The organism is Desemzia sp. FAM 23988 (assembly GCF_045528365.1).
Lineage (GTDB): Bacteria > Bacillota > Bacilli > Lactobacillales > Carnobacteriaceae > Desemzia.
The window spans coordinates 1-23972 of record NZ_JBGQQS010000004.1; the positions used below are offsets into that span (position 1 = coordinate 1).

Annotated in this window: 21 protein-coding genes, 1 pseudogene and 1 riboswitch; of the genes and pseudogenes, 10 read left to right on the forward strand and 12 right to left on the reverse strand. The window is 33.8% G+C overall.

What is annotated here, in order from left to right; genetic code table 11:
* Positions 1-100: 100 nt before the first annotated feature.
* The 4 genes from ACEN4L_RS03345 to ACEN4L_RS03360 all read left to right on the forward strand — a co-directional run bounded on the left by ACEN4L_RS03345 (position 101) and on the right by ACEN4L_RS03360 (position 5970).
* Positions 101-1378 carry a sensor histidine kinase gene (locus ACEN4L_RS03345; RefSeq protein ID WP_407095947.1) on the forward strand — a complete coding sequence of 426 codons (1278 nt, stop codon included), beginning with the start codon at positions 101-103 and terminating at the stop codon, positions 1376-1378.
* Between the two features lie 191 nt (positions 1379-1569).
* On the forward strand, positions 1570-1971 hold the full coding sequence (locus tag ACEN4L_RS03350; protein WP_407095948.1) for a (deoxy)nucleoside triphosphate pyrophosphohydrolase: 402 nt from the start codon (positions 1570-1572) through the stop codon (positions 1969-1971).
* Positions 1968-4841 (forward strand): DUF3427 domain-containing protein, encoded by a 2874-nt coding sequence (locus ACEN4L_RS03355; RefSeq protein WP_407095949.1) that lies wholly within the window; start codon positions 1968-1970, stop codon positions 4839-4841. The genes ACEN4L_RS03350 and ACEN4L_RS03355 overlap by 4 nt, the downstream gene beginning before the upstream one ends.
* A 244-nt stretch (positions 4842-5085) precedes the next feature.
* A complete protein-coding gene (locus tag ACEN4L_RS03360) occupies positions 5086-5970 on the forward strand; it encodes a DUF4238 domain-containing protein (protein WP_407095950.1) in 885 nt (294 codons plus the stop codon).
* A gap of 329 nt (positions 5971-6299) precedes the next feature.
* On the opposite strand, the gene ACEN4L_RS03365 is transcribed toward ACEN4L_RS03360, so the two are convergent.
* Entirely contained in the window at positions 6300-6431 is a 132-nt protein-coding gene (locus tag ACEN4L_RS03365) for a hypothetical protein (RefSeq protein ID WP_262926741.1), read from the reverse strand.
* 427 nt (positions 6432-6858) lie between these two features.
* Between ACEN4L_RS03365 and ACEN4L_RS03370 the strand changes: the two genes are divergently transcribed.
* Positions 6859-7653 (forward strand): hypothetical protein, encoded by a 795-nt coding sequence (locus ACEN4L_RS03370; protein WP_407095951.1) that lies wholly within the window; start codon positions 6859-6861, stop codon positions 7651-7653.
* A 211-nt stretch (positions 7654-7864) separates the two neighbouring features.
* Here ACEN4L_RS03370 and ACEN4L_RS03375 read toward each other — a convergent pair whose 3' ends face one another.
* From ACEN4L_RS03375 to ACEN4L_RS03400, 6 genes and pseudogenes are all read right to left on the reverse strand, one after another.
* Positions 7865-8128, reverse strand: a complete 264-nt coding sequence (locus tag ACEN4L_RS03375; RefSeq protein ID WP_188205278.1) for a hypothetical protein — start codon at positions 8126-8128, stop codon at positions 7865-7867.
* Positions 8129-8209: 81 nt separating this feature from the next.
* A pseudogene (locus tag ACEN4L_RS03380) lies at positions 8210-9522 on the reverse strand (ISL3 family transposase).
* Between the two features lie 200 nt (positions 9523-9722).
* Positions 9723-10445, reverse strand: coding sequence for an energy-coupling factor transporter transmembrane component T family protein (locus ACEN4L_RS03385; protein WP_407095952.1), 723 nt, complete (start codon positions 10443-10445; stop codon positions 9723-9725).
* Positions 10438-11934, reverse strand: coding sequence for an ABC transporter ATP-binding protein (locus ACEN4L_RS03390; RefSeq protein WP_407095953.1), 1497 nt, complete (start codon positions 11932-11934; stop codon positions 10438-10440). Before ACEN4L_RS03390 ends, ACEN4L_RS03385 begins: the two co-directional genes overlap by 8 nt.
* A complete protein-coding gene (locus ACEN4L_RS03395) occupies positions 11918-12505 on the reverse strand; it encodes an ECF transporter S component (protein WP_188205490.1) in 588 nt (195 codons plus the stop codon). The genes ACEN4L_RS03390 and ACEN4L_RS03395 overlap by 17 nt, the downstream gene beginning before the upstream one ends.
* Positions 12502-13134: a YkoF family thiamine/hydroxymethylpyrimidine-binding protein gene (locus ACEN4L_RS03400; RefSeq protein ID WP_407095954.1), complete on the reverse strand. Its 633-nt coding sequence runs from the start codon at positions 13132-13134 to the stop codon at positions 12502-12504. The genes ACEN4L_RS03395 and ACEN4L_RS03400 overlap by 4 nt, the downstream gene beginning before the upstream one ends.
* A gap of 42 nt (positions 13135-13176) precedes the next feature.
* Positions 13177-13280, reverse strand: a riboswitch (TPP riboswitch).
* A gap of 167 nt (positions 13281-13447) precedes the next feature.
* Here ACEN4L_RS03400 and ACEN4L_RS03405 point away from each other — a divergent pair.
* Positions 13448-13621: a hypothetical protein gene (locus ACEN4L_RS03405; RefSeq protein ID WP_407095955.1), complete on the forward strand. Its 174-nt coding sequence runs from the start codon at positions 13448-13450 to the stop codon at positions 13619-13621.
* Positions 13622-13690: 69 nt separating this feature from the next.
* On the opposite strand, the gene ACEN4L_RS03410 is transcribed toward ACEN4L_RS03405, so the two are convergent.
* Positions 13691-14470, reverse strand: a complete 780-nt coding sequence (locus tag ACEN4L_RS03410; RefSeq protein ID WP_407096087.1) for an SPFH domain-containing protein — start codon at positions 14468-14470, stop codon at positions 13691-13693.
* 586 nt (positions 14471-15056) lie between these two features.
* On the reverse strand, positions 15057-15941 hold the full coding sequence (locus ACEN4L_RS03415) for a LysR substrate-binding domain-containing protein (RefSeq protein WP_407095956.1): 885 nt from the start codon (positions 15939-15941) through the stop codon (positions 15057-15059).
* Between the two features lie 111 nt (positions 15942-16052).
* On the opposite strand from ACEN4L_RS03415, the gene ACEN4L_RS03420 reads away from it, so the two are divergent.
* The 4 genes from ACEN4L_RS03420 to ACEN4L_RS03435 all read left to right on the forward strand — a co-directional run bounded on the left by ACEN4L_RS03420 (position 16053) and on the right by ACEN4L_RS03435 (position 18870).
* Entirely contained in the window at positions 16053-17090 is a 1038-nt protein-coding gene (locus ACEN4L_RS03420; RefSeq protein WP_407095957.1) for a YeiH family protein, read from the forward strand.
* Positions 17091-17382: 292 nt separating this feature from the next.
* Positions 17383-17631, forward strand: coding sequence for a type II toxin-antitoxin system Phd/YefM family antitoxin (locus ACEN4L_RS03425; RefSeq protein ID WP_188205485.1), 249 nt, complete (start codon positions 17383-17385; stop codon positions 17629-17631).
* Positions 17631-17915 (forward strand): type II toxin-antitoxin system YoeB family toxin, encoded by a 285-nt coding sequence (locus ACEN4L_RS03430; RefSeq protein ID WP_188205484.1) that lies wholly within the window; start codon positions 17631-17633, stop codon positions 17913-17915. The genes ACEN4L_RS03425 and ACEN4L_RS03430 overlap by 1 nt, the downstream gene beginning before the upstream one ends.
* Before the next feature lie 562 nt (positions 17916-18477).
* On the forward strand, positions 18478-18870 hold the full coding sequence (locus ACEN4L_RS03435) for a hypothetical protein (protein WP_207558087.1): 393 nt from the start codon (positions 18478-18480) through the stop codon (positions 18868-18870).
* Positions 18871-19983: 1113 nt separating this feature from the next.
* On the opposite strand, the gene ACEN4L_RS03440 is transcribed toward ACEN4L_RS03435, so the two are convergent.
* The 3 genes from ACEN4L_RS03440 to ACEN4L_RS03450 all read right to left on the reverse strand — a co-directional run bounded on the left by ACEN4L_RS03440 (position 19984) and on the right by ACEN4L_RS03450 (position 23321).
* The gene (locus tag ACEN4L_RS03440; protein WP_407095958.1) at positions 19984-20589 is read right to left on the reverse strand and encodes a hypothetical protein; all 606 of its coding nucleotides are present in this window, start codon (positions 20587-20589) and stop codon (positions 19984-19986) included.
* A gap of 297 nt (positions 20590-20886) precedes the next feature.
* Entirely contained in the window at positions 20887-22236 is a 1350-nt protein-coding gene (locus ACEN4L_RS03445) for a nucleotide-binding domain-containing protein (RefSeq protein WP_407095959.1), read from the reverse strand.
* Positions 22236-23321, reverse strand: coding sequence for an SAVED domain-containing protein (locus ACEN4L_RS03450; RefSeq protein WP_407095960.1), 1086 nt, complete (start codon positions 23319-23321; stop codon positions 22236-22238). Before ACEN4L_RS03450 ends, ACEN4L_RS03445 begins: the two co-directional genes overlap by 1 nt.
* Positions 23322-23972: the final 651 nt, after the last annotated feature.

Sequence of the window (23972 nt, forward strand, 5' to 3'; positions counted from 1 at the left end):
TACTTATCCATAAGTTGGGTCCTTTTTATTGGTCTTGGATAAGTCATCCAAGTTCAGTATAAAGGACTTTTTTGCATATTGGAATAGGATACATAACATTGTGAAACATATTATGTTTCATGCAACACTAGTGCTAAACAATACAACAAAAGTTTCTTATTTTTTTGATACAAAAAGTAAAAAAATATTTTTATACAGTCAAATTTTTTCTAATATTAGAGAAGATATTAATATTGTAGTTTTTGAAATAGCACCTGAAGTGATATTTCAAAATTTAGATACCATTTCTAATGATCCTTATGCCTTAACTATACAAACCGATAAAGAAGAAACACTGTTCCACTTTTCTAATCAACCTAAACAAAGTCAGTTAAGTTTTATTCATCGTCTACTGCAACCTTTTGCTCAATCCAGCTCAGAGGGTACAAAAACTTTTGCAAACTCATGGAGTTTAACTTTTTCCAGACCTTTCTATTCTATCTATACAGGGGTTCTTATACTGATTTTCGTTGCATTTCTAATTTTTGTTTTTGTTTTATTAATGTTAACTTTATCCATTTGGGGGTTATCCAAAACAGTCGTATTACCTATCCAACAACTTACAGAAACTATGAAGGGTTCACCAGAAAACACTTTAAAACTAAAACCCACATACCAGCTAGATGATGAAATCGGCTATTTATACCGTAGTTTTTATCAAATGATTCAACAAATCCAAAATCTGATTGACCAAGTTTACAAATCAGAAATTAATCAGAAAAAGCATGAATTACGCGCTCTGCAGGCACAGATTAATCCTCATTTCTTTTATAATTCTCTTTCATTGATCAGTAATAAAGCTATCATGATTGGAAACGAAGAAATTAGCGAAATGACGCAGCTTCTTTCTCGGTTCTATCGTCTTAGTTTGAATAATGGTAAAAATACTTTGTCTATAGAAAAAGAATTAGACTTAACCCTTACTTATGCAAAAATTCAATTAAAGATGCATAATAATTCTTTTGATTTAATAACCGATGTGCATCATGATATTAAAGAATATGAAATTATTACGCTCTTAATTCAACCTTTTGTAGAAAATGCTATTTTTCACGGTATTGATCATATAGAAGAAAATCGTAGAGGAATATTGACTATTCGTGGAAGTCTCGTCGATGATTTTATTCAGTTTGAAATAACGGATAATGGAGCAGGCATGACTTCTGATCAAGTAAGTAATATATTAAAACACCATAGTAAGCATTATGGAATTCAAAACGTTCAGCAAAGGATTTCATTGTTTTATGATATTAATAATGCCATTTCATACAAATCTGAACTAAATGTTGGAACAACCGTTCTCATCAAGTTACCTAAAGAACGTTCAATCAACGAGTAGAAGAATGAGCTTAACATATCGTTACAAATTTCTGAATTTTTATTTCAAAAAATATTAATTAAAAAACAGACGATTTGTAACCTGAAGTGGTGGAAATCGTCTATTCTGGTTAGGCTCGTTAATTAAATTTATACCTAAGCTCAAAAGTGATATGATAAAAGTATTAAACAATGTAGAAGGAAGTGAGCACATTGAAAGAAATTACTGTTGTAGGCGCTATTTTAATAGAAAACGGGAAAATCCTATGTGCACAAAGAGGCGAAAGCAAATCGCTAGCTTATTTGTGGGAATTTCCTGGTGGGAAAATAGAAGCTGGGGAATCCCCTCAAGAGGCCTTGATACGAGAACTTCAAGAAGAACTCCTTATTGAAATGGATGTACAACCTGATGTGTTTGAACAAACCAGTTACCAATATGACTTTGGTTTAGTCCACTTGACCACTTTTGTTTGCTTCTTGAAAAAAGGTACGCCACAGTTGACTGAACACATTGCTGTGAAATGGCTAGAACCTAAAGAATTAAACCAATTAGAATGGGCACCAGCAGATATACCAGCTGTTGAGAAATTAATGGAAATGGGAATAGTAGAATGACAGATATGTTAGAGCGTTCATTAAAAAAAGCCTTTATAGATCAAAAAACTGAAGGATCTTTATATGATCCTCAAATCATCCTCAATGATACGAAGAAAAAGCAATACATGCTAAATGTGGTACAAAACGAATTGGATACATGCGAAGAATTCTTTTTCTCAGTAGCTTTCTTAACTCAAAGCGGTCTTGCAGCACTAAAAACACAATTAGCGGACCTTCATCTCCGTGGAATCAAAGGGAAAATTTTGACTTCTATCTACTTAGCCTTTAATCAACCTGCTGTCTTTGAAGACTTAATGAAAATTCCTAATGTAGAAGTCCGTATTTCCAAAAAGGAAGGTTTTCACTCCAAAGGCTATTTATTTAAGCAATCGGGATATCATTCTTTCATTATCGGGAGTTCTAATTTGACCATGAGCGCTTTAAAAGTCAACTATGAGTGGAATGTGCGCTTAACTTCTTATGACCACGGTCAAATGATCCAAGAGATTCAATTACATATGGAACAAGAATGGCAAGCGGCTCTAGTATTAAATGATGATTGGCTTCGCAATTATAAACAGAGTTATCAACCAGCAACCTATTATAAAGAAGTTAACACTATTCAAGACCCGACTCTTATTGATGAGCCGAATTCTTATATCGTGCCAAATACCATGCAAAAAACAGCCCTATTGAATCTTAAAGAACTACGAGCTACAGGCGCTAAAAAAGGCTTAGTTATTTCTGCTACAGGGACTGGGAAGACATATTTGTCTGCTTTTGATGTCTTACAAGCTAAACCTAAACGGGTTTTATTTATTGTCCATAGGGAACAAATCCTAAATAAAGCTAAAAGTGATTTCCAAAAGATCCTTGGTGGTAACAATGAAGACTATGGTATTCTTTCTGGAAACAAGAAAGAAATTGAAGCTACTTATTTATTTGCTACAATCCAAACCATTTCTAAAGATCTAGTCTTGCAACAATTTGCTAAGGACCATTTTGATTACATCTTAATTGATGAAGTCCATAAAGCTGGCGCTCCTTCGTATCATCGAGTAATGAATTATTTTCAACCAGACTTCTTATTAGGCATGACAGCAACACCTGAGCGAACTGATGGATTCAATATTTTTGAATTGTTCGACTACAACATTGCTTATGAAATTCGTCTTCAAGAAGCATTGGAAGAAGATATGCTCTCTCCTTTCCACTATTTTGGAGTAACCGATTATGTAAAAGATGGAGAACTGATTTCTGAGTCGACAGATCTGAAGTATTTGATTGAGGAAGAACGTGTCACTTATTTGTTAGAAAAACTTGACTATTATGGATGTTCTGGCAATATCCCTAAAGGATTGGTTTTTTGTAGCCGCAAAGAAGAAGCAAAAACGTTGTCTGCTTTGTTCCAGCAAAAAGGACATCCTAGTTCTTATTTAACTGGAGAACACTTGTTAGAAGAACGAGAAAGACAAGTCGAACGGTTAGAAGATGGCGAGATTGAATACATTTTTACTGTAGATGTATTTAATGAGGGAATTGATATTCCGAAAATCAACCAAGTAGTCATGCTTCGGAACACTCAATCAAGTATTATCTTTGTCCAACAACTGGGACGTGGTCTAAGAAAAGACCCTTCTAAAAAATTCGTCACAGTGATTGATTTTATTGGTAACTACAAAAACAATTACATGATTCCAATGGCTTTATCTGGTGATGTGTCTAGAGATAAGAACAATTTGCGTAAAGACACCTTTGATACGAATTTTATTTCAGGCGTTTCTTCTATTAACTTTGAAAAAATCGCCAAACAACAGATCTTCTTGTCCATCAATCAAGCGTCTATGGACAGTATGAACGAGTTAAAAAAATCATTCCAACTGCTTTATAATCGCCTTGGTCGTGTACCGTACTTGAAAGATTTTGAAGAACAACATACGATTGATCCTTTGCTAGTTGCTAATAAGAAAAATAGTTATTACGATTTTCTAGTCAACATCAAACAAAACGAAGTGACTATTTCTGACGTAGAAAATCGATTCTTGATGATTGCATCAAGAGAATTATTGCCAGGAAAGAGAAGACAAGAATTGGTTTTGTTAGAACGATTGATGAGGGACCCAACACAAAGCATCTCATTAACAGGGATCAAAGAGTTGTTTACAGAGCATGGAATTCTAGCAGATGAAGAAACAGTCCATTCTGTCCTCAACACTCTAGATTTAAGCTTTTACACTGGTTCAGCGGCTGCTCTATATAAACAACAAGCTTTTATTGAGCGAGTAGAAACTGAAGTATCATTGTCGCCTTCATTTAAAGAAGCGATGGAAAACGACTATTTTACACATTTAATGACCGACATTCTTGAAACAGGATTGCTAAAGTCAAAAGAGTATTCTTCTACCGAGCCCTTAACGCGTTACCAAAAATACAAACGAAAAGATGTTTTGCGTTTGTTGAACTGGGAGAAACAAATGGTGGATCAAAACGTTGGTGGGTATACCTCAAGCAAAGATGAATTTGTTATTTTCGTCACTCTGAAAAAAGGAGAAACCTTCTCAGGTGCCCAAATGGCTTACGAAGATGAGTTGATTGATTATTCTACGATGAAGTGGTTCACGAAGTCTCCCAGAACCATGTCTTCACCTGAAGTACAAAAGTTAATGGAAGCTGAAAAATGGCACATTCGTGTATTTGCGAAAAAATCAGATAACGAAGGAACAGAATTTTATTATTTAGGAGAAGTAAAACCTGTACAAGATTCCATCATTGAATTAGAAAAACCTCTACAAAACGGCGAAAAGAAGAAAGTGGTAGAAATGTTTTTAAAGTTTTTAGAACCGATTGATGTGAATCTTTATCGGTATTTGGAGGCTGGCCAGGAGTAAGTCTAGGTTAGTGGGAAAATGTGAAACTATCTTTTATTTAAGATAATCTTTTAATGTTAATTTTTCAATTAATACTTGAATTGTAGTTATTCACTATGATTTACAATATAAAGTCTCGTATAGTTTCCCATGCAGAACAGTTCAAGAAAGTCTGAATTGACTTTATAACAAGAAGTAGTAGTTCATTTTAATGTAATATAATTATTGGTTACTTAATACAAACAGAATCAAGGAGCTAAACTATATGAACTATACGAAGAAACAACACTATATTTCAAGGTATATTCTAAAGAGGTTTCTAAATCAAAATGAAAAAATAGATGCGGTATTGCTACAATCCTCTCCAAAAAGAATACAGGCTTCAATTGACAATGTTTTTTCTGAAAAAGATTTTTATGAGACAAAAGATAAGAGTGGTAATTACATTAATCGAAATCATACTGAGAATAAATTCGCTGACATGGAATCTGAACTTGCTAAATGGGTTAATAAGTTTATTTCTATTTTAGATAGTAATGATAGAAATAAAATACTTAAAGAAGCAACTGCGTCAGGAGAATATGAAAACTTTACAGTATGGTTAATGTTACATTTGATATTAGTTTTAATTAGATTGCCTAAAATTAAGCAAATTGCTTTTAAAAGTGATATTCCTTTTGAAATGCAACAAGTGTTTTATAATGCACTTATTTGGGGTGATCACGAAGCTAAACACTTAGCTAAATCTTTTTATGAAGATAACGATCTAAACCAAATAGAAAAAATATTTGATGAGGACAATAATACTGGAGCAATAACAACTCTAATGAATTATATAATAAATAATCATTATATAGAAACATATGAGGTCCCTGAAGATAAAAAATTATATTTATCTGATAATCCAGTTATTATAAATGACATCACTAGTATCGATTACTTTTTGCCATTATCACCTCAGTATGCCATTGCTCTAAAAAAAATTCCAGGTGATAAATCTTTTAAATTCCATTATGCTCCTTTTATTATGAAAGACTCAATGGTAGACAATGTGAACAAAGTTTTTATAAAAAATGCTTCAAATTTTGTAGTTGTTCAAAATATGACCAAATATGATGAACAGTTTATTACTGATTGTATTTCAAATTAACCTGAACAGCTATGTAATACAGAGTTGAGAATATCTTGTGTAAATGATAAAATTCATCTGAAGCAGGATTTTTCTGGTATACCAATCACGACACATACCTTGCACAGCAAATTTTCTCGTTTCGTTAATTTTTTCCTTAACGATCTGATGTCAAATTCCATTTAACTTACACCTTTACATCGATTTTGTTTAACATACCATTTCAAGCGCTTCATTGATTGACATGGCAATAGATTCGATTTTTAGACACAAAAAAGAACAGCTTATATACTGACCGCAAAAATCTAGCATTTTGGGGTCAGTATACAGCTATTCTTTTTTTGACTAAATTATTTGTTAAAAATCTTCGGACCTTTGCGCATGTTTTTCATATCATTCTTTGGATCGGTCGTTTGCTTAGACTTCCCGCCGCCTGCTTGTTTCTTTTTGATCAACTCTAACATTTTTTCTTTTGAATTCATTTTCCCACCACCTCATTGGTGTAACACTAAATACTCTCAGTGAGATAAGAGGAGCGGCAACTACATGAATGGAGATTTTTGAAAATGACTAACTCATTCTAAAAATTGTACTATTCTACATTCAACATGATTTCCCATATCCTTTGCCCAACTTCACAATATCCGGTTTACATTCTTCCCTAAATCATACAGGATAAACCGCGATGTGACAACATATTTTCATTTACAGAACAGATAAATTGTCTAAGAAATGTCAGTAATGTCGCTCAAAAACAGCATACACTTTTTATATTTCAAATGTAATCCCTGTAACTGCCATTAAGGATATTGGGAGTACATTCTGTTATAGTAAGGAAAAGAGCCACTAGTTTTTTATTGTTTACTAACTGTTGGTTTGGTACATTTTCTCACTATACGGAGTGTTGTTATGTTTACATTAGGCAGAAAAATCGATTTGCGTTATAAACCTAATCTCATAATCGTACTCGCTGCATTGGTAGTAGTTGCGGCAGGGTGGCTAATGTTTGGGGAGTTCTCCTTAGGAATCTCACTAGGCGGAGGATTCTTTTTGACCTGGGTATTCTCTAGAGAATTGGATCCGGCACATGACTATTCCGCCTACTTAGCGGCTGTTTTGTCTCTTTCGATGCTAGTTGATTTTGAAAGCATCGGCTTCCTTAATGCCTTGTGGCTGGTGCTTCACATGAGAGCAGTAAATGGCATCACAGGCAAAAGTCTGACACTTTTTGATGTTCTCGCCTTATTGGGTCTCACTGTTTTTCTCTCTTTAAATGATGAGAACAGTATCTATTTACTTCTCTTTGTTTTAGCTATGATTTTTATCCGACAAACGAGAGCAAAAACGAAAATGCCAGCGATAGCTGGTTTCCTTGCTCTCATATTGTTTACCATCCAAAGTACTTTGATGGACGCTTTATCTCTAAATCAAATAGACTACTCTAACCTTTTTAACTTGCTCATGATAGTAGTGCCTTGTTTGTCTTTGATTCCATTTTGGTTTTTATCCCGCATCAAAAGTGAAGATGATAAAGGGAATCGTGTCGCTCGATCTAAAGTGTTTGCCAGCCAACTGTTGTACATTGTAGCGGTGCTGCTTTTCTTTTTCTTCAGCGACATCTCTTTTAGCGATCAGATGATTTATTTGTCTGCTAATATCGGAGTCGTCCTTCATTTTCTTATCCTTAAGTCTAAAATTAAATAACGTTAAACCAGCGCCCATGCGATTAATCAGACGCATGGGTGCTGGTTTCTTAAGTTAATGAAATTATTTGATAACCAGTCCCGTTAGAAATCTAAATCATCATCTTCCTGTTTAGGTTCTTTTTTAAACAGCAACGATACTAAACTGCCTATCAAAAGGACCACTATCGCTGCAAAAATAAACTTCGCTAAGAAGAAAACCATGTTATCACCTACTCGTTAGTATCTACAATGGCTTGACCAGTTTGTACTTCAACCCAGCCATGTTCCAAGCGAGCTTCTACTTCTTTTAATTTGATCAATTCTTCAGAAATGGATTCTGATAATTTTTTATTGGCTTCCGCCTCGGCTTCTGCAGCTTTTGTTTTGGCTGTATCAGCTTCTAAGAGAGCTTTTTCTTTTTCTTGACCCGCTTTGATGATCTCATCAATTGATTTTTGTATTTCCGCATCAACATCCGAAACTCCAAAAACCACGTCTTCTACTAAGAATCCTTTAGGCTCAACTGCTTTAGTGGTTCTTCGTCAAATAGGGTTGATGAGAAAATTTTACACAGACTAGGCAACTTGCTTAGTCTGTTTTTCTTTCTCCGGTAAATATAAGCGCGTCATTAATAAAATCCGATTACGGAAGTTGTGTAATTTCGGTAACCGAACGCCGTTCGTTTTAGGTCTTTAATTTTATTATTGATTCCTTCAATAGGACCATTTGTTAAATGGGGGTATTGAAACGTATTCTGGACAAGTCTGAGGTATTTTCTCAACGTTCTGAGTACCCGTTGCAATCCTCTTGAAATGGGTTTGATTTTTGCTTGGTTGAGAACATATGTAAAGAGTTCCCTCTGATTATTTGTTAAAGCGTAACGCAAATTTTGAACGACAGTATATGTTTCTTTTAAAGTTTCATTTAACGACATTAAGTAATCCACAATAGATTGCGTATTGGTTAAGTAATCGAAAAGTTTAAACTTAGCATACTTGGAAGAAGTTAACAGGGTTTCAGATTTTAAAGGCAGTTTCCAGTATCTTTTATATTTATTATAAAGACGGCCGTCTTTATAGCGGTATTCATTCATGGGGGTTACTCTGCATTTATTTAGCTTTCTGTTTAAAGCCTGAACGATAAGAAAGCGATCAAAAATAGTCGCTGCATTGGGAAAGAGAGCAGGAATTAATTGGATGTAAGGTTCGTACATATCAATTGTTACCGTCTTTACCTTTTTTCGGACAGGTAATGAGAACCGTTGGAAATAACGCAATAACTCACCTTTTTGTCTATTCGCTACAACATCTACAACCCTATGGGTCAGCGCATCACAATAAATAAAACTCATCGAAAATTTAACCGAGTTGACACTTTTAAATTCATCAAAATTGAGGTGATCCGGCAAAGAAGAAACCGGTCGAATTTTTAGTTTTTCAGCCGTTTGAGTGATGACGCGATGCACCGTATTCCAAGATACCGAATGTTCTTCAGCAATCATTTTCACAGATTTTATTTTCGTTGCTTGATCGGCGATGTGTTGCTTGACACGAGTAGAGACAAAGCAGTCTTGATCGACAATAGCTGTTTGAGCAGTATAAGCAGAGAGGCATTTTTTACAGAAGAAACGTTGTTTCTTTAACATTAAGTAGGCCGGTAGGCCAGACACATGCATTAACGTTAGACGCGATGTTCTAGTGCCATTTTTTACAATAGAATAGTGCTCGTTTTTAGTCCCACATCCAGGATATCTTTCTGGGATATAGGATAACTGAGCATGATAAAACAACGAGCGTCGATCTTTATACATCTTTTCTTCAACGGTTTCTCCATCAAAATAAATATTTTTGTCTTTTAATTGCAGTGTATTTGCGATAAACTGTTGCATATGGACGTATCTCCTTTAATTTGGTTTGGCGATTAAATTATATCGGAGATACGTTCTTTTTTCATTACATACGAAAAAATACGGTTGGTGGAAAAATTATCCATCAACCGTATTTATTATAGAACCAAAAAAAATAAACTGTTATAACAAGGTTTTTGACTCATTTTTGAGAAACTATGAATTATTCAGGTTTAATTAAATTATAGGAGTCTGAGGTATACCAACCCGATTAACGTCATGAGTGGAAGCGTAATGAGAAAAACAACATCATACCACTTCACTTTAGTTTGAATGTAATGGGTCCGTTCTTCAGAAAAACCTTTTGCATGCATTGCCATTGCTAATGCATCAGACCAACGTATAGACCGAATGAGGAGTCCAATCATGGGTCTATAATCAAATTTCCTCAATTTAATTTGTCTAACTTGATAAGCTAGTTTTGCTTGTGAATAATTTTCCCTCATTGAAGGGATTAGATAAACAGATGCCAAAACACCATAAGATAGACTGTTCGATAACTTTCCTTGCTGAACCATACTAGCAATTAACTCATTTGGATAGATAGTCAATGCTGTTAATAAACCAAGTACTGCGAAAGAAAAGATACGTGTCCCTAATCGTAGCCCATTTAAAAATGTAGCATCTTCCACAACAAAACGTGTTGACTGCGCGGATAGACTAATGTCAGTACCGCCAGTATGACTAAACTGCCATCCTGTAATGAAGAAAGCAAATGATAAGAAAAGAGCTGGAAGAATGATTTTTAATGCTTGCCTTAATTGAACTCTTTTACTAGTAAATAGAAGTAAGAGAACAATCACAATTATAAAAGTATTGAGGCGCCAGTCTGGTGAGAACATTAAGAGTAAACTGGTGACTAAAACAGTGATTAGTTTTATAAATGGGTTAATGCAATCAATCATAGGACACCTCAATTAACTCTTGGTTTTCTAGTAAATAACCACGGTCAGCATAGTGCTTTACTAAGTCATGATCGTGACTGGTGAAGATGATGGACGTTCCATTTTGCCTGAGTTCATTTAAATTATTCATAATTTCGAGTGCATTTTGTTTATCTTGACCGTAGGTTGGTTCATCAACTAGTAGCAGTCTCTGTCCTTTAATTAACATACAAAGTACTGCTAATCGGCGTTGTTGACCCTGACTTAAAAGCCATGGTGAAGTAGAAGCTTGATCTTCTAAGTTATGTCGCTTCAAGAGATTAGTGATTAATTTTGTAGTTTCTTCTTCAGTCTTTTCAGGATAAACAGCTTGCACTCCAATATTCAATTCGTCAAAACATGAAGTTGTTAAAAATTGAAGAGAAGGATCTTGAAAAACAACTCCAATTTGAGAAAGCCAATCTTTCCTATTCTTAGAATCAAACTTTAAATCTTTCATATGCATAGTCCCGTCAAAAGGATATTCCCCCAGAATCGTCTGAAAAATAGTTGATTTACCGGATCCACTTTTTCCTTGTAATGCAATTAATTCTCCTGGATAAATCTTCATGTTGCAGTTTTTTACTAAAATGCGGTAAGGATGCCACATTTTTTTCAGCCACTTTGTTTTATATTCTCCTAGTTTAATCGTTATATTTTCGATTTGAAAAATAGGCTCCAAGTTATTTGATACTTCTGCTCGTTGCAGAGGTTTTTCTAGTTCTGATAATAACCCTTCTTGTTCAAGTAGGAGTTGATCGTTAGTAGAAAGTGGATTAAGTGAGATATTTGTCTCTAGAAGTTGCCCCACTCGACTTAATACCATCATTCGGTCAACGAATTGCCACCTATCAAGACGGTGATCGATGACTAGAATGATTTTATTTTGTTTTTTTAGTTCTAAAATTGTTTCTTGAAGTTCGTTTGCTTTTTGATCATCCAAGTTAGAAAATGGTTCATCTAATATATAGACGAGTGGATCAATGATTTCCAAACATGAAAAGTTTGATCGCTGTAATTCTCCACCAGACATGGCATCAAAAGAACGTTCAAGCAATTCGGTAACACCTGTTTTCTTTGCGTGTTCTTTAACCATTTCATCCATTAATGAAGGATCAAAACCTTTGTTCTCTAAGCAAAAAATTAATTCTTGATAGAGATTTTCCATAGCAAATGCTAGTCGGGCATTCTGAAATGATGCAGATATATACCTCATAGATTCCTGATTGTCCATAGATAATAGGTCTTGTCCAGAAACAGAAATTGTGCCGGATTTTAATGTGCCGCCACTTTCAGGATAATATCCTGTTAGAACACCTGCTAGTGTACTTTTTCCTGATCCGCTTGCACCCGCTAGAAGCACAATTTCTCCAGGATTGATTGAAAAACTTATATCCAAAAAGTGTACGCTATCTTCTAGATTGAATTCTAATTGCTCAACAACAAGTCCATGATTATTTCCCTTTTTCATGACTGACACCATAAGATTTCAATAGCCCCGTATTGTCCAAAGCAATACAAATTTTATGCGCAATAAACCCAGTAAAAATAAGTGAACTTACTAAACGAATAACAAAGATAGCGATAACGATAGAAATTTCAAGTGAAGCATAATCGTTTCTGAATGCAGTCCAGATAAAACTGAAAATGGTAGCCAAAACGGCACCTACCATTGAATTTCTCATATTATAGCGACGGTATTTCGTAAACATATAAGGCAATTCAACACCTAAACCTTGAATAAAGGCACTGACTATAACAATGGGACCAAAAACATTTCCCAAAACAACTTCTATAACAGCAGCAAATATTTCAGTAATAATACCCACGCTTGGCCGTCTAAGAACGTAAAGAGCAACAACAGGTGCCATAAACCATATCCCGTAAAAAGGTTCATATCCTAAAATACCAATACCTGCTGGAGTGAGAGCAGTTGTTAGAGCAGCTCCTAAATACAATGCAATTAAATAAACAATTCCAAATGCGACAGAGATTAATCCCATAAAAATAAAGTCTCTTAATTTCAATGGCTCTTTATTCATAATGATTCCCCCTCAGGTAAGTTACAGAGTAAAGAGGCTTCTATAATATAATGGCTAACATCTTTGCCTGTTCTTTCTGCGACATATTCTAAATAATCAAAGACATCATGTACTTCACCTTTTAAGTAAGTCGTGTAATGGCCACTTCCAGCATAAACACCTCGGTCAATCCCATTGTTAACCACTTCTTCAATAAGTGACATATAGTTATCAGTGCCCATTGGATACAGCGAAAATTTACCAACAACTGGGAAGGATCTTTTGCGGCTGTTGCGGTCATTGATACGTCTATCATCATAATCAAGTGTGTAGTCTGCATCGTGATCTCCCGGGCAACCTTTCGAGATAGTCATATGAAGACTCATATGTACATCATCATGATATGCTTGAGAAAATACCGCTCGAACGCCGTCAAATACAGCCGATTCTCTACCACGGTAAACCGTTGAAGTGGGATCAGTTTCACTCCACACCATAGAAGTGTCTACATTTTCAAGTGAAGAGAGGATAATGTCGACAAAGTTATCAGACATCGGGGCTAAGTTGAATCTAATTCCCGCAATTCCTTCTTTTGAACCAGGAACACCTACTGCGCAACTGCCGTATGAGACATATTCTTTTTTTGACAAAATAAAAACTCCTTTTCCAGTTAATAATCCAGAAAAAGAGTATAGTAAAAATTATAATCTTCCTACGCAACAATAAAGTTGATCAGGTTCACGAATCTGCTTCTAGCACTCTCAGCCTCCTTTAAAAGGCTCTCCGGATTAAATAACTATTTAATTTTGTTAATTCAGTATACTTGAAAAGAAAATCGATGGCAAGCTAAACATTTTTATTATTTTAGAATTTATCGTTCGAACGTGATAATGTCCTAAGTAGGTCGAAGCATAAAATGTCCCAAAATGATAAAATAAAATCATGAAAAGGATAATACTAACGATGAATGAAGATAAGAAATATAAAGTAATAAAAGCTGTGGCAGAAAAAAGAAAGGAAAAAAAGAGAGCTTGTGTTGTGAAACAAGAATCCCTTTTCCCTTTTTGCAACAAGTCCTTAAAAATTCAAATCATCATCTTCCTGTTTAGGATCTTTTTTAAACAGCAAAGACAATAAGTTTCCTATTAAAATGACCACTATCGCTGCAAAAATAAGTTTACCTAAGAAGAAAATCATTTTTATCACCTACTCGTTAGTATCAACAATTGCCTGACCCGTTTGTACTTCAACCCAACCATGTTCTAAACGTGCTTCTACTTCTTTTAACTTGATCAATTCTTCAGAAATGGATTCAGATAATTTTTTATTGGCTTCCGCCTCTGCTTCTGCTGCTTTTACTTTTTGGTAAGCTAAACTGTCTGCTTTTGTTTTGGCTGTATCGGCTTCCAAGAGAGCTTTTTCTTTTTCTTGACCCGCTTTGATGATCTCATCAATGGATTTTTGCGTTTCCGCATCAACATCTGGAACTCCAAAAGCAACGTCTTCTACCAAGAATCCTTTAGGTTCAACTGCTTTAGTGAAATCTTCTAAAATCGATTGCTGAACTTCTGTTGATTTTGATCCCGTTACATCCAACAAGCTATATCTAGCAACGACACTACGCGATGATTTCAGCAATTGTGCCTTCAACCAGTTAGCTTCAATATCTTCTACGCTGATGCTCCCAAATTCTTTAAACACATCGGAAACTTTTTTCGAATCGACTTTGTAAGCATATGTAATCGATACATGGGTAGCTTTTCCATCTTCCGTAGCCAAATTCAACTTCTCTGCTTTAACCGTCTGTAAGCGAATAGGATACTGAGTTACTTTATCCAATCCGACAAATTTAACCCCTTGGCTTAGCGTTTGATCTCTCACTCCGCCGTTCATTGAATAACGAACCCCTACATAACCATTTTCGATTTTTTCAAAAAACACTAAAAATCCACCTACCAATAAGATAATGACTAAAAGACCAATCATTAACCCTTTGATTTTTTTGATGCTGTTCTTATCGTATATTTTTTCGTTCAATTCTATGTCCTCTTTTCTTTTTTTAACTAAATAATTTTCTTAATAACAAATACTTTTCCTTACTCTCTTACAACAAACCACCCCGTGTAACTATTTACTGCAATACACAAAAAGAAATACACAGGCTTTTCTGCTGTAAGCCTATGTATTCTTTTCGGCATACTTTTTCTTTTACGAGTTGACTCTATTTACCTTACTCTTCTCATAAAAAATCATCTTAATCATTATACCAAAGAAATGAAGAAAAACGGTGGATTCTTTAGATATCTAAGCTTAATTATAGCAATTAATTTAATTACCGCGATTCTGGAAAGCCATTTTTATACAAATCTAGTTCTTTCACAAGTGTTTGCTTCCTAAATCAGAATTAAAGGAATAATGTATATAGCCTTTGACATCTACATCACTCCCAATTCCTATTGGATTAATTTCATGCTCTTTGATCATAGAGTTGTTGAGACCTGAATTTTTTCAACTCTGCTGCTTAGAATCAAAAAAGCGGTTAAACTTAACATGCCTTGTACATTAGGCCTGTCTAGTTTGATTCCGCGACTTTTAAAAAGTTCTTCATCGTCTCCATCCCTCTCACTTGAATTCTTTTTAGATAAATGAAATGAAATGAATGAATTACATTAAAATCGCTTAAAGGTATCTTTTTCAATATTCCTTTATTGAGTTCCTCTTCAACAGCCATCTGATAAATAAAACTGATCCCTAAATTTTTTTCGACTAATTTTTTAGTTGCACCAATGCTCCCAATCATCATAACTTTCGAAAAGCTGTCTAAGTGGATCCCTTTGCTTTTTATAGCTGTTTCGAAAATCAGGCGTGATCCCGATCCTTCTTCACGGACTAGAAGAGGTGTAGTAAATAAGTCGTTAATGCTCTGTTCTTGTTTCCATAAAGAACTTTTTTCTGAACAGACAGCGATAAACGGTTCTTCAGCGATTTTCTGGAATTCAAATACAGACTGATTGAATTCTCCTTCTACGACCGCAAAATCAATTTTCCCATGTTCCATCAATTCGATCAAATGTTGGGTATTGTCCGTTACCATCGAGATATCGTGCGCTGGATATTGGTTCAAATACGACTCAATTAGTCCAGGCATCATGTATTCCCCAATCGTCAAGGAAGCCCCAAATGAAAGGGTAGTGTGCTCTACAGTAGAAGTTAGTTGCTCTTGCACCTTAACGATCTCTCTTTGGAGCAAATAAAGATCCTTTTGCAGCTGTTTTCCTTTAGCGGTTAATGATAATTGTCTCTTTTCATAATGAATCAGTTCAACCCCTAACTCCTGTTGCAAAGACTGAATATGCTGGGTGACAGCCGGCTGGGTAATGTGCAATCTTTTAGCTGTGGTCGTGTAATTCATTTCTTCTGTCAAAGTAAGGAATGTTTGGTACCGGTAATCTAACATCTAATGCCACTCCTCAATAACAATTTCTTATAATTATATAATAATTGATTATTTTATTTTATACAATCTTCGGTATATCATAATACCATAAATATTTGGAGGAGGTTTAACATGCTCGCAAAATTCAAAAAAAGCTATCCTATCTTGCCCGGGCTACTAATCAGTGTTTTGATATCATTAATCAGCCAGTATTTATCTGCCCTTCTGCCAAATCTAGGAGCAGCACTGATCGCAATTTTTTTAGGAATTTTGTTAGGAAATACTTTTTTAAACAAGCCTTATTTTAAAAGAGGAACTAAGTTTTCTGAAAAATCTCTCTTAGAATGGTCGATCGTGTTAAATGGAATGATTTTAGATTTTCAAATCATCAAGCAAGTTGGTTTTACTGGATTTATTTACGTTATTTTTCAAATGGTTTTGACGATTTTATTCGCTTATTGGGTCGGTCGAACTATGAAGTTCAATAAAAAAATGTCTTTACTGATGGGTGCCGGTAATGCAGTCTGCGGTTCTTCTGCTATTGGAACTGTCTCTCCGGTGATTGATGCCGACAAGAAAGATAAAGCCATGTCCATCACTATAGTTAATGTAACAGGAACCATATTGATGGTCTTACTGCCTATTCTCGCTTCTGTTCTGTACCACAACGAAGTCGTTCAAACATCAGCCTTGATTGGAGGAACGGTCCAATCCATAGGGCAAGTCGTTGCTTCAGCTAAATTGGTAAGTATGGACGTTACTAATCTGTCTATAGTATTCAAACTTATGAGAGTCCTCCTTATCATCGGAGTAGCCTTATCTTTCAGTAAATTAAACACTAAAGAGGAAGAACCGCTATTTTCTAAATCAGCAGTTGATCCAATATCTGCTGATTTGGAAAAAAATGCAAGCCTAATGACTATTCCCTGGTTTATTGCAGGATTTTTCATTTTGTTCTTGCTTAGAAGTTTTCTACCCTTACCTTCCTTTATGATCCATAGTTCCGAAGTCATCAGTAATCAATTTGAGATTACCGCTTTAGCTGCAATTGGTCTTCAGGTCAAGTTCTCTGATATCTTGAAAGAAGGGCCTCGTACCATGTTATATGGCTTACTGATTGGCTGCTTCCAAGTTATTCTAGCAATTAGTTTGATTTTTTGGCTGTTCTAGTTTAGAATACAATATTTCAAAAAAAGCAGCGGCTGATTGATGATACTCTCTAGAAAGCATACAGTGCACCGAGTCTTACCCCAAGTATCTAACAAGAGTAATAATAAGTATTCATTTCTCACTCTATAAAGTAGCTGCAACCATTGGGAGAGTAAGTATTAGAACACTATTTGATACCTATTAACCGACTATACTAATAGTATCAAAGTCGATACTTATTTAAGAGTATTAGTTGATTTTTCTCTATATGTACACTATAATGTACATATAGAGAAAAAGGAGTTGAGAAAAGATGGATATAATCACACCAACAAACTTCAGAAAAGACATGTTCAACACTTTAAACAAGATATCAACTGAAAACGCAACTTTAGAAATCACTTTAAATGCGAAGAATGGTTCAAATGATGGTGTAGTCTTACTCTCTAAAAGAGAATATGATAAAATGCAAGAAGAATTGTACTTGGAAAGAACTGGCACATTGAGTTATGTGTTAGATGCAATGGAAAATTCAACTGAAGACGACTTCGAGGAAATTTAATGACAGATTGGAAAATAAGACAATATAAAGAAGTCAAAAAGAAGCACATTCCATTATTAGAAAAAGCTGGTCTAAAAGGTGACTATGATGAAATAGTTGAAATACTAAGAAAGAATCCTTTTGAGCAGGTCAGGAGAAATGAAGTTCTTCAGCCAAAACACAAGAAAATCCATTCAATGAGAATCAATGGACAGCATAGAGTTGTGTTTACAATTGATAAGAAGGAAAAGACTGTGACAATATGGACAGCATGGTCTCACTATGAGAAGAACATACCTATCTGATACTGGTGTATGTTCTTCTCATTATTACTTATTTGGAATCCTATCATATGAGTAGGGTAATGTACGAGAGTATTCCTGATTCTATTAGGGTTTCCCCTTTTGAAACAAAAAAAGAACCTTAAACTAATAAAATTCTCAATACATGATTTTATATAAAATAGTGTGTTGAAAGTTATAAATAGCTTTTTTCTTAACCTATAACATATTTTTATCGTTTAAGTAGCTAATTACACCACTTTACAACTTTTTAAGTAATGGAGGACATAAAAATACAAACAACCCTGACTTTTTTGTATGATTGATTTGACAAAAAAACCAACAAAAAAGGGAGTTGTTTGTTATGAACCCATTATACCAAAAGGGATTCACAATCCATAGCTTAAGGAACTATTTTTCTACAACTTCGTCCTTCCGCTCGAAGATAGGATAAATTCATTCCCACTTTTAGCTGCTTTTAACCGGTGGGTTAGACAGAAACCTAGTGACTAATTTTTTTGTAAAGTGGTGTTCTCTTTACTAAGAAGGATCTTTTTATGGGGAAGAATTTACTCAGAATATTGAATTGGAAGAAGTTGTACAAAATACCGAAGAATTATCAATCGATAATCATATTACTCCTTTTATGAATAGTAACTGGGAATACTTAAAAACCTTTAAAACAAGTACTTACGTCAAAGGATTATCTATTGGTGCAATCGCATTAGCAATTTCGCGCGTCATTGACTATATTCCTAACGTATATGCTAAGATATCAGCTTATTTAATCGATGTTGCAGCATTAGCTTATTCTATGACCCTTACATATGTTTATAATTCTGAAGAGGTGTATAGAATTTTTGACTACTCTACTCCTGTTCCAACTATAAAGGGTGAAAGAGTCATTATAAAACAATTTTCAAATAGCAGCAGAACAAAACTTTTAGGTCAAAAAACAGTTTATTATAGTCCTAATTAATGATAAATATTTGTTCTAATTAAAAAAATATAGTTCAGAGATACAATATAGATTATAAAACTTTGATATGTGTGGGATAAACTGATGAATAATAAAAAATACTTAAAGACTTCCTGGGAAGAGAGCTTACTGAAATTTATTATTTTAGTCTCAATATTTTTCAGCAGTCATGCCTTTTCAACTGATAACAATTTTGTGAAAATTATCATTGGTATTGTGATATATACGATTTGTTGGCTTCTTATATATTCAATAAAGAAAAAATGCTTTAATGATTAGCAAACAAAAAATTTCTCTAGTCTAAAAAAAGAATCAGCTCTCAGTATTAATACTGAGAGTTGATTCTTTCATTTTCAATCATTACAGTTATATTTTGTTTTAAAAAAAGCAGTTGCTAATTTATCACCCATGCCGGGCGCACTAAAAAAAGACACTCTCCAAAAATTGGAAAGCGCCTTGAAATGTTGATATATAAAGATATATTAACATTTTGAGCAACGCTCTTTCCATTCGCCTTATACTACATCCGTACATCACTGCGTTCTTACGGCTGCAGCAAATTGAGACCGCCAATTTTCACGCACAAAAAAAAGAGAACTGCATATAAGCAATTCTCTTTTGATAATACAAATTGTGATCTTAACGTTTTGAGAATTGAGAAGCTTTACGAGCTTTCTTAAGACCTGGTTTTTGGTCTTCTGAGTTGTATAGGATTGTATGTACTTGTAAAAAGCATATATCAATGCTTTTTATCAAATACGAATTGGATGAAGCGGTACATGATTGGATTCTTTCAGTCACGAGTTCAGTCACAATATAACCAAACGCTTCTTACTTTTATTTGTGACTGAATAATACAAAATAAATACTTTAAGGAATTTTGACCACGCTGAGAAAAACATTTATATTATTAGCAGAACATCTTCATTAAGATAAATGAAGATGTTCTGCTATTTTTATTGGCCTGCAATTATGACCATCTTGAGTTATATAGGTTTATAAACTCCGATAAATATTTTTATCAACTATAATTTAAAATTAAAGAAATAATTTCGACCATGTTTTATAATTTAAGGTTTATTACTGACCTCACTTAATGAAACTAAAGTAATTTCAATAATTTTCTCGTGGATATTTTCCTTTAATTTCTTCCTCAATTATATTTATATCATACTTCTTCTTAATTAATATCTCACATTCATTTTTGATTTTTTCATTATACTTTATGGAAATATAAGTTAAATACAAAGATTCAGCTATTGTAAATTCTCTTCTCATAAATATTTTTAATAATTGATTATTCTTTTCATAATAAAGGTCATATATTGGGTCAACCAAAAATCGTCTGACAACTTCAAAAGGTACTTTGTTTGCTAATGCGTTAAGAGTTATATCGTATAATTCATCATTTATTGGAAAAGTAGCATGATAAAACATAAACCAATTCCTCTCTGTATAAGACATTCCATTCATATAAGCTTGTCTATAGTATAAGATTCTTTCATCTCTAATATCTGATTCAATATAAAAGAGTATATCACTACACGACCAGTCGTCTATTATATCTTTAGCGACAACAGAAATTATTTTAGGTGGCACATTTAAAGTATAATCAAAAATCACTTCATAATCTTCAATACTTTTATTTTTTAATTTTATGGCAGAAAAAATCTCTAAATGCTTCTTTCTTTTTTGTCTTTCAAATATATTTTCCGTCAATTATATTACCTCCAAATATCGTCTATCTCGTAGCAACATCTGCCTCAATTTCAACAAGAGTCCCAACCGATAAAATATACTACTTTTTAATAAATTATACAAACTAAACGTATAAAAATCGACAATAGTCAATATATCATGCATAAATATAAATAAATAAAAAAACACTTATAAATCACCAAATTAATGAGAAATATAAGTGTTTTTTGTACATAAACATCTTATTTTATTGTAAAAGTTAAGTTAACGATTAAGGAAATTTCTCTTAGGTGCAATTCCAAGAACACTAAATGGTCTTTATCTAATTGGAACGTCTATTCTTGAAGTTGCAACACAAACACCGTTTTTAATTAGATAGCATTCTACATAATGATTTCCTATAAATGATGCGGTTTCTTTTCTAACTCCTTTTGCTCCATCTTCATCAGGTGCTATCTCTCCCCGTAAGCAATTTTTACGCTTGGCTTCTTCCCCTCTGTTTTTAACCTTCCACCAAACATCATAAGGCGTGCTTACTTTTGTTGCTGTAAGAAAATATCTCAATGAACTACCTACATCTATAGTTTCATTGTTTGCCAACATCGCTCTTAAAGATTTTGTTCTATGAAGATTATCCGTGACTTCGCAGTCAATTCGGACAAACTTATCGTTTGATACCTGAAAAACATTCTGAATATATGCTTCATCAGGGGCTGAATAATCTTCAGTAAGCACTCTTGCTGAAGTTCCTTCTGTTAACTGTTCTTTCCAAAAATCATGATTAAAAAAATCGCTCCAAACTGAAAGAGCTTCATCACGACTACAATCACTTTCAAAAAGCACATCCAGCTTGGATATGTAGTCACTCAATCGGGTCATTAGATTTCTCATCTTCGAGTCATCTTCTTTTATTAACAACAACGATTGAGCAATATCAGTTGGGTTATATACAGCTGTGTAGTTCTGCAAACGGTCACGTATGTTTACAATAGTTTTGTAAAACATTTCATCTAACCGTTCGCTGTTGGAATATTGTTCGTTGCATAAAACTGAAAGTATTAATCCTCCAGGCATATTCCAATGTTTCCGAGATGTGCTAAACATCTTTATAAGTCGGGTTATCTTCCGTAGATTATTATCCTTATCGTCATCTTGCTCGGCGAACCAATTGGTAATAACTTTTGGGTTTCTTTTTCTCCACTGACTGCCTGCATGCTCATAAGAGTAGTCATCATTAAAAGTTTTCGTTCTTCTATACACCGCAAAATCTATGTGATACCCTTCTGAATAAACAACTCGAATGCAATTTGTTTTAAATTCTGGTGCTTGCTTGAATAAATAAGTTTTCTTTTCTAACGCATTTAATACCATATTTTTGGTAGCTCTTGTGTCCCCATCTGGAAGATTATCTGAATCAAACACTATAGCAACATCAATATCATATTCATTTTTTTCGTTCTGCGTCACAGTTGACATAGCTACACTTCCTTGCACGATATGCTCTGCCAACTTGTATTTAGTCCCTTTCTCTTCATTATACTCAGCTAACCCGTTTTCCAAACGCTCGATATTTAGGTTTTTCTTGGTATGCAGACTCTTAATCGCCTCATGTTCCAAGATGACATGCTCATCGTAAAAAGTATTGAATTCTTTATTTAAATCGTACATTAAAAGCTCCTTTCTTTAGACATAATGAGCTTTCCCTTATTTTGCTCTGTTACAATTATGCCGAATGGATAGCGTATTTTATTCGCTGCATTGTAATGATACACAATTACTGTTGGGATTCTATTCCTATTCATTGCAATGTGTCTCCCAATTTCCAATACCAAACAACTTTGAGTTGCCATTACAAGATGAATTGTATTAACTCCATTTTGTTGTTTCACTCTTTCAATTTCCTCCGATATTTCAAGTGCATATTTCATAAGTTGATTGTATGTGCTGATTGTATTATCTTTTGCAGAATTTACTTTAATTTCAACGACAGGTATTTTCCCAAATTGAACCAAATCTTTTTTGTTTATTTCAGCCGTTGTCGAAACCGTAATAATAACTTCTTCAAATTCAGATTTCGATGCGTATGACTTGTTAACATTTATTTTGGGATATAAAGGTCTGGAAAATTTACGACTCTCCAACTTGTTATATACTTTATTATATCGGTCATATTCAAAATAAACATCGACTTCGTTACTCGCAAAATAAGTTCCTGCCAGACAAATCAGAGGAATAGAGGCCATTCCAGTAAAACCTCGTTTGGATTCACTACTCTCATAAATAAAAGTCTCAGTCTTCTCTTTTATTTCCTCACAAATATATTTTGCCTTTTGCTCATTCATATTATTTCCTGTACCGAGTATTCTTACAACATCCAATTCTCGCTCTCTAACAATCAAATCAGAATATTTTAATTTCTTCAGTACTTTTTTATCTCTAATTCTTTTCTTGTCATTTCCAAAGAAATTTAATATGTAAATTTTCTTTCTAAATTCAAACTGTAAGTAAATTCCCAAAAGCAATAGACAAATACCAATAATTAGAGAGGTATAATTTGTTCCGTTACTATAATTTTTATTAACCAAAGTTTGAAATAAAGTATCCGACCAATCCGGAAAAGATTGAAAAATCAAAGTTGCGCCTGATGCTGTCACGTACGCAGAAAGATTATCCTCTTTCTTTTTGAAAAAAAATTTCCATATCAAAAATATTGCAGCAAATATTACTAATCCAATGACAAGCTTCATATTCATAATGGAATCTCCTTTTTTATTTTTCTCATAACTATTAAATGAGCAATTATTTCAGCAACGTCTTTCTATTTGATAGCGAAGGTGTTTGGTCCTTGATGATTTCTGCTATTCTTCTTATTATAATCCAGAAAGGATAAAGAGATATCAATTTTTTGAAAATTCCACCTGTTTCTCCAAAAATTATCTCCCCAAAAAACAAAAATAAATAAAAAGCAGCCAACCTTAAAAGGTCAGCTGCCAACACAAAAAAATAACCGCCACTCTCACTTTAGCCGGTTGCGGTTAAGAACCATTTTTCAAGAGGTGGCTTTATTATTATATCATATTGAGCTCATAAAGAGACATAATATTGTTATTGATAATGAATATTATTATCATACTTAATAGAACGGAGATGAGTCATTGGAATAACCGAAATAAATGAAACGGACCTAACAATATATCACTCAGTCCTATTATTAAGTGAGCAGCATTGGACGTTATCTCAGTCATTCCCTTTCTTTTTAATGATGGCATCTTTTAACTTACTTCTATTTCTTTACCATTAAAAGGTTAGAACTTATCCATAATTTCTTTTTTTTTGACATTTAAAAAAGTTAAAATGACTTCTTCCCGATTTTTTAATATAGCCTCATTACTACTTTCATTGCA

Excerpts from the sequence above, each read along its gene's own strand:
- ACEN4L_RS03425 (WP_188205485.1), top strand. The coding sequence starts at position 17,383 with ATGGATATAATCACACCAACAAACTTCAGAAAAGACATGTTCAACACT.
- ACEN4L_RS03385 (WP_407095952.1), bottom strand. The coding sequence starts at position 10,445 with ATGATTGATTGCATTAACCCATTTATAAAACTAATCACTGTTTTAGTC.
- ACEN4L_RS03405 (WP_407095955.1), top strand. The coding sequence starts at position 13,448 with ATGAATGAAGATAAGAAATATAAAGTAATAAAAGCTGTGGCAGAAAAA.
- ACEN4L_RS03355 (WP_407095949.1), top strand. The coding sequence starts at position 1,968 with ATGACAGATATGTTAGAGCGTTCATTAAAAAAAGCCTTTATAGATCAA.
- ACEN4L_RS03450 (WP_407095960.1), bottom strand. The coding sequence starts at position 23,321 with ATGAATATGAAGCTTGTCATTGGATTAGTAATATTTGCTGCAATATTT.
- ACEN4L_RS03415 (WP_407095956.1), bottom strand. The coding sequence starts at position 15,941 with ATGTTAGATTACCGGTACCAAACATTCCTTACTTTGACAGAAGAAATG.
- ACEN4L_RS03365 (WP_262926741.1), bottom strand. The coding sequence starts at position 6,431 with ATGAATTCAAAAGAAAAAATGTTAGAGTTGATCAAAAAGAAACAAGCA.
- ACEN4L_RS03360 (WP_407095950.1), top strand. The coding sequence starts at position 5,086 with ATGAACTATACGAAGAAACAACACTATATTTCAAGGTATATTCTAAAG.
- ACEN4L_RS03390 (WP_407095953.1), bottom strand. The coding sequence starts at position 11,934 with ATGAAAAAGGGAAATAATCATGGACTTGTTGTTGAGCAATTAGAATTC.
- ACEN4L_RS03370 (WP_407095951.1), top strand. The coding sequence starts at position 6,859 with ATGTTTACATTAGGCAGAAAAATCGATTTGCGTTATAAACCTAATCTC.
- ACEN4L_RS03410 (WP_407096087.1), bottom strand. The coding sequence starts at position 14,470 with ATGATTGGTCTTTTAGTCATTATCTTATTGGTAGGTGGATTTTTAGTG.
- ACEN4L_RS03395 (WP_188205490.1), bottom strand. The coding sequence starts at position 12,505 with ATGAATAAAGAGCCATTGAAATTAAGAGACTTTATTTTTATGGGATTA.
- ACEN4L_RS03430 (WP_188205484.1), top strand. The coding sequence starts at position 17,631 with ATGACAGATTGGAAAATAAGACAATATAAAGAAGTCAAAAAGAAGCAC.
- ACEN4L_RS03445 (WP_407095959.1), bottom strand. The coding sequence starts at position 22,236 with ATGTACGATTTAAATAAAGAATTCAATACTTTTTACGATGAGCATGTC.
- ACEN4L_RS03420 (WP_407095957.1), top strand. The coding sequence starts at position 16,053 with ATGCTCGCAAAATTCAAAAAAAGCTATCCTATCTTGCCCGGGCTACTA.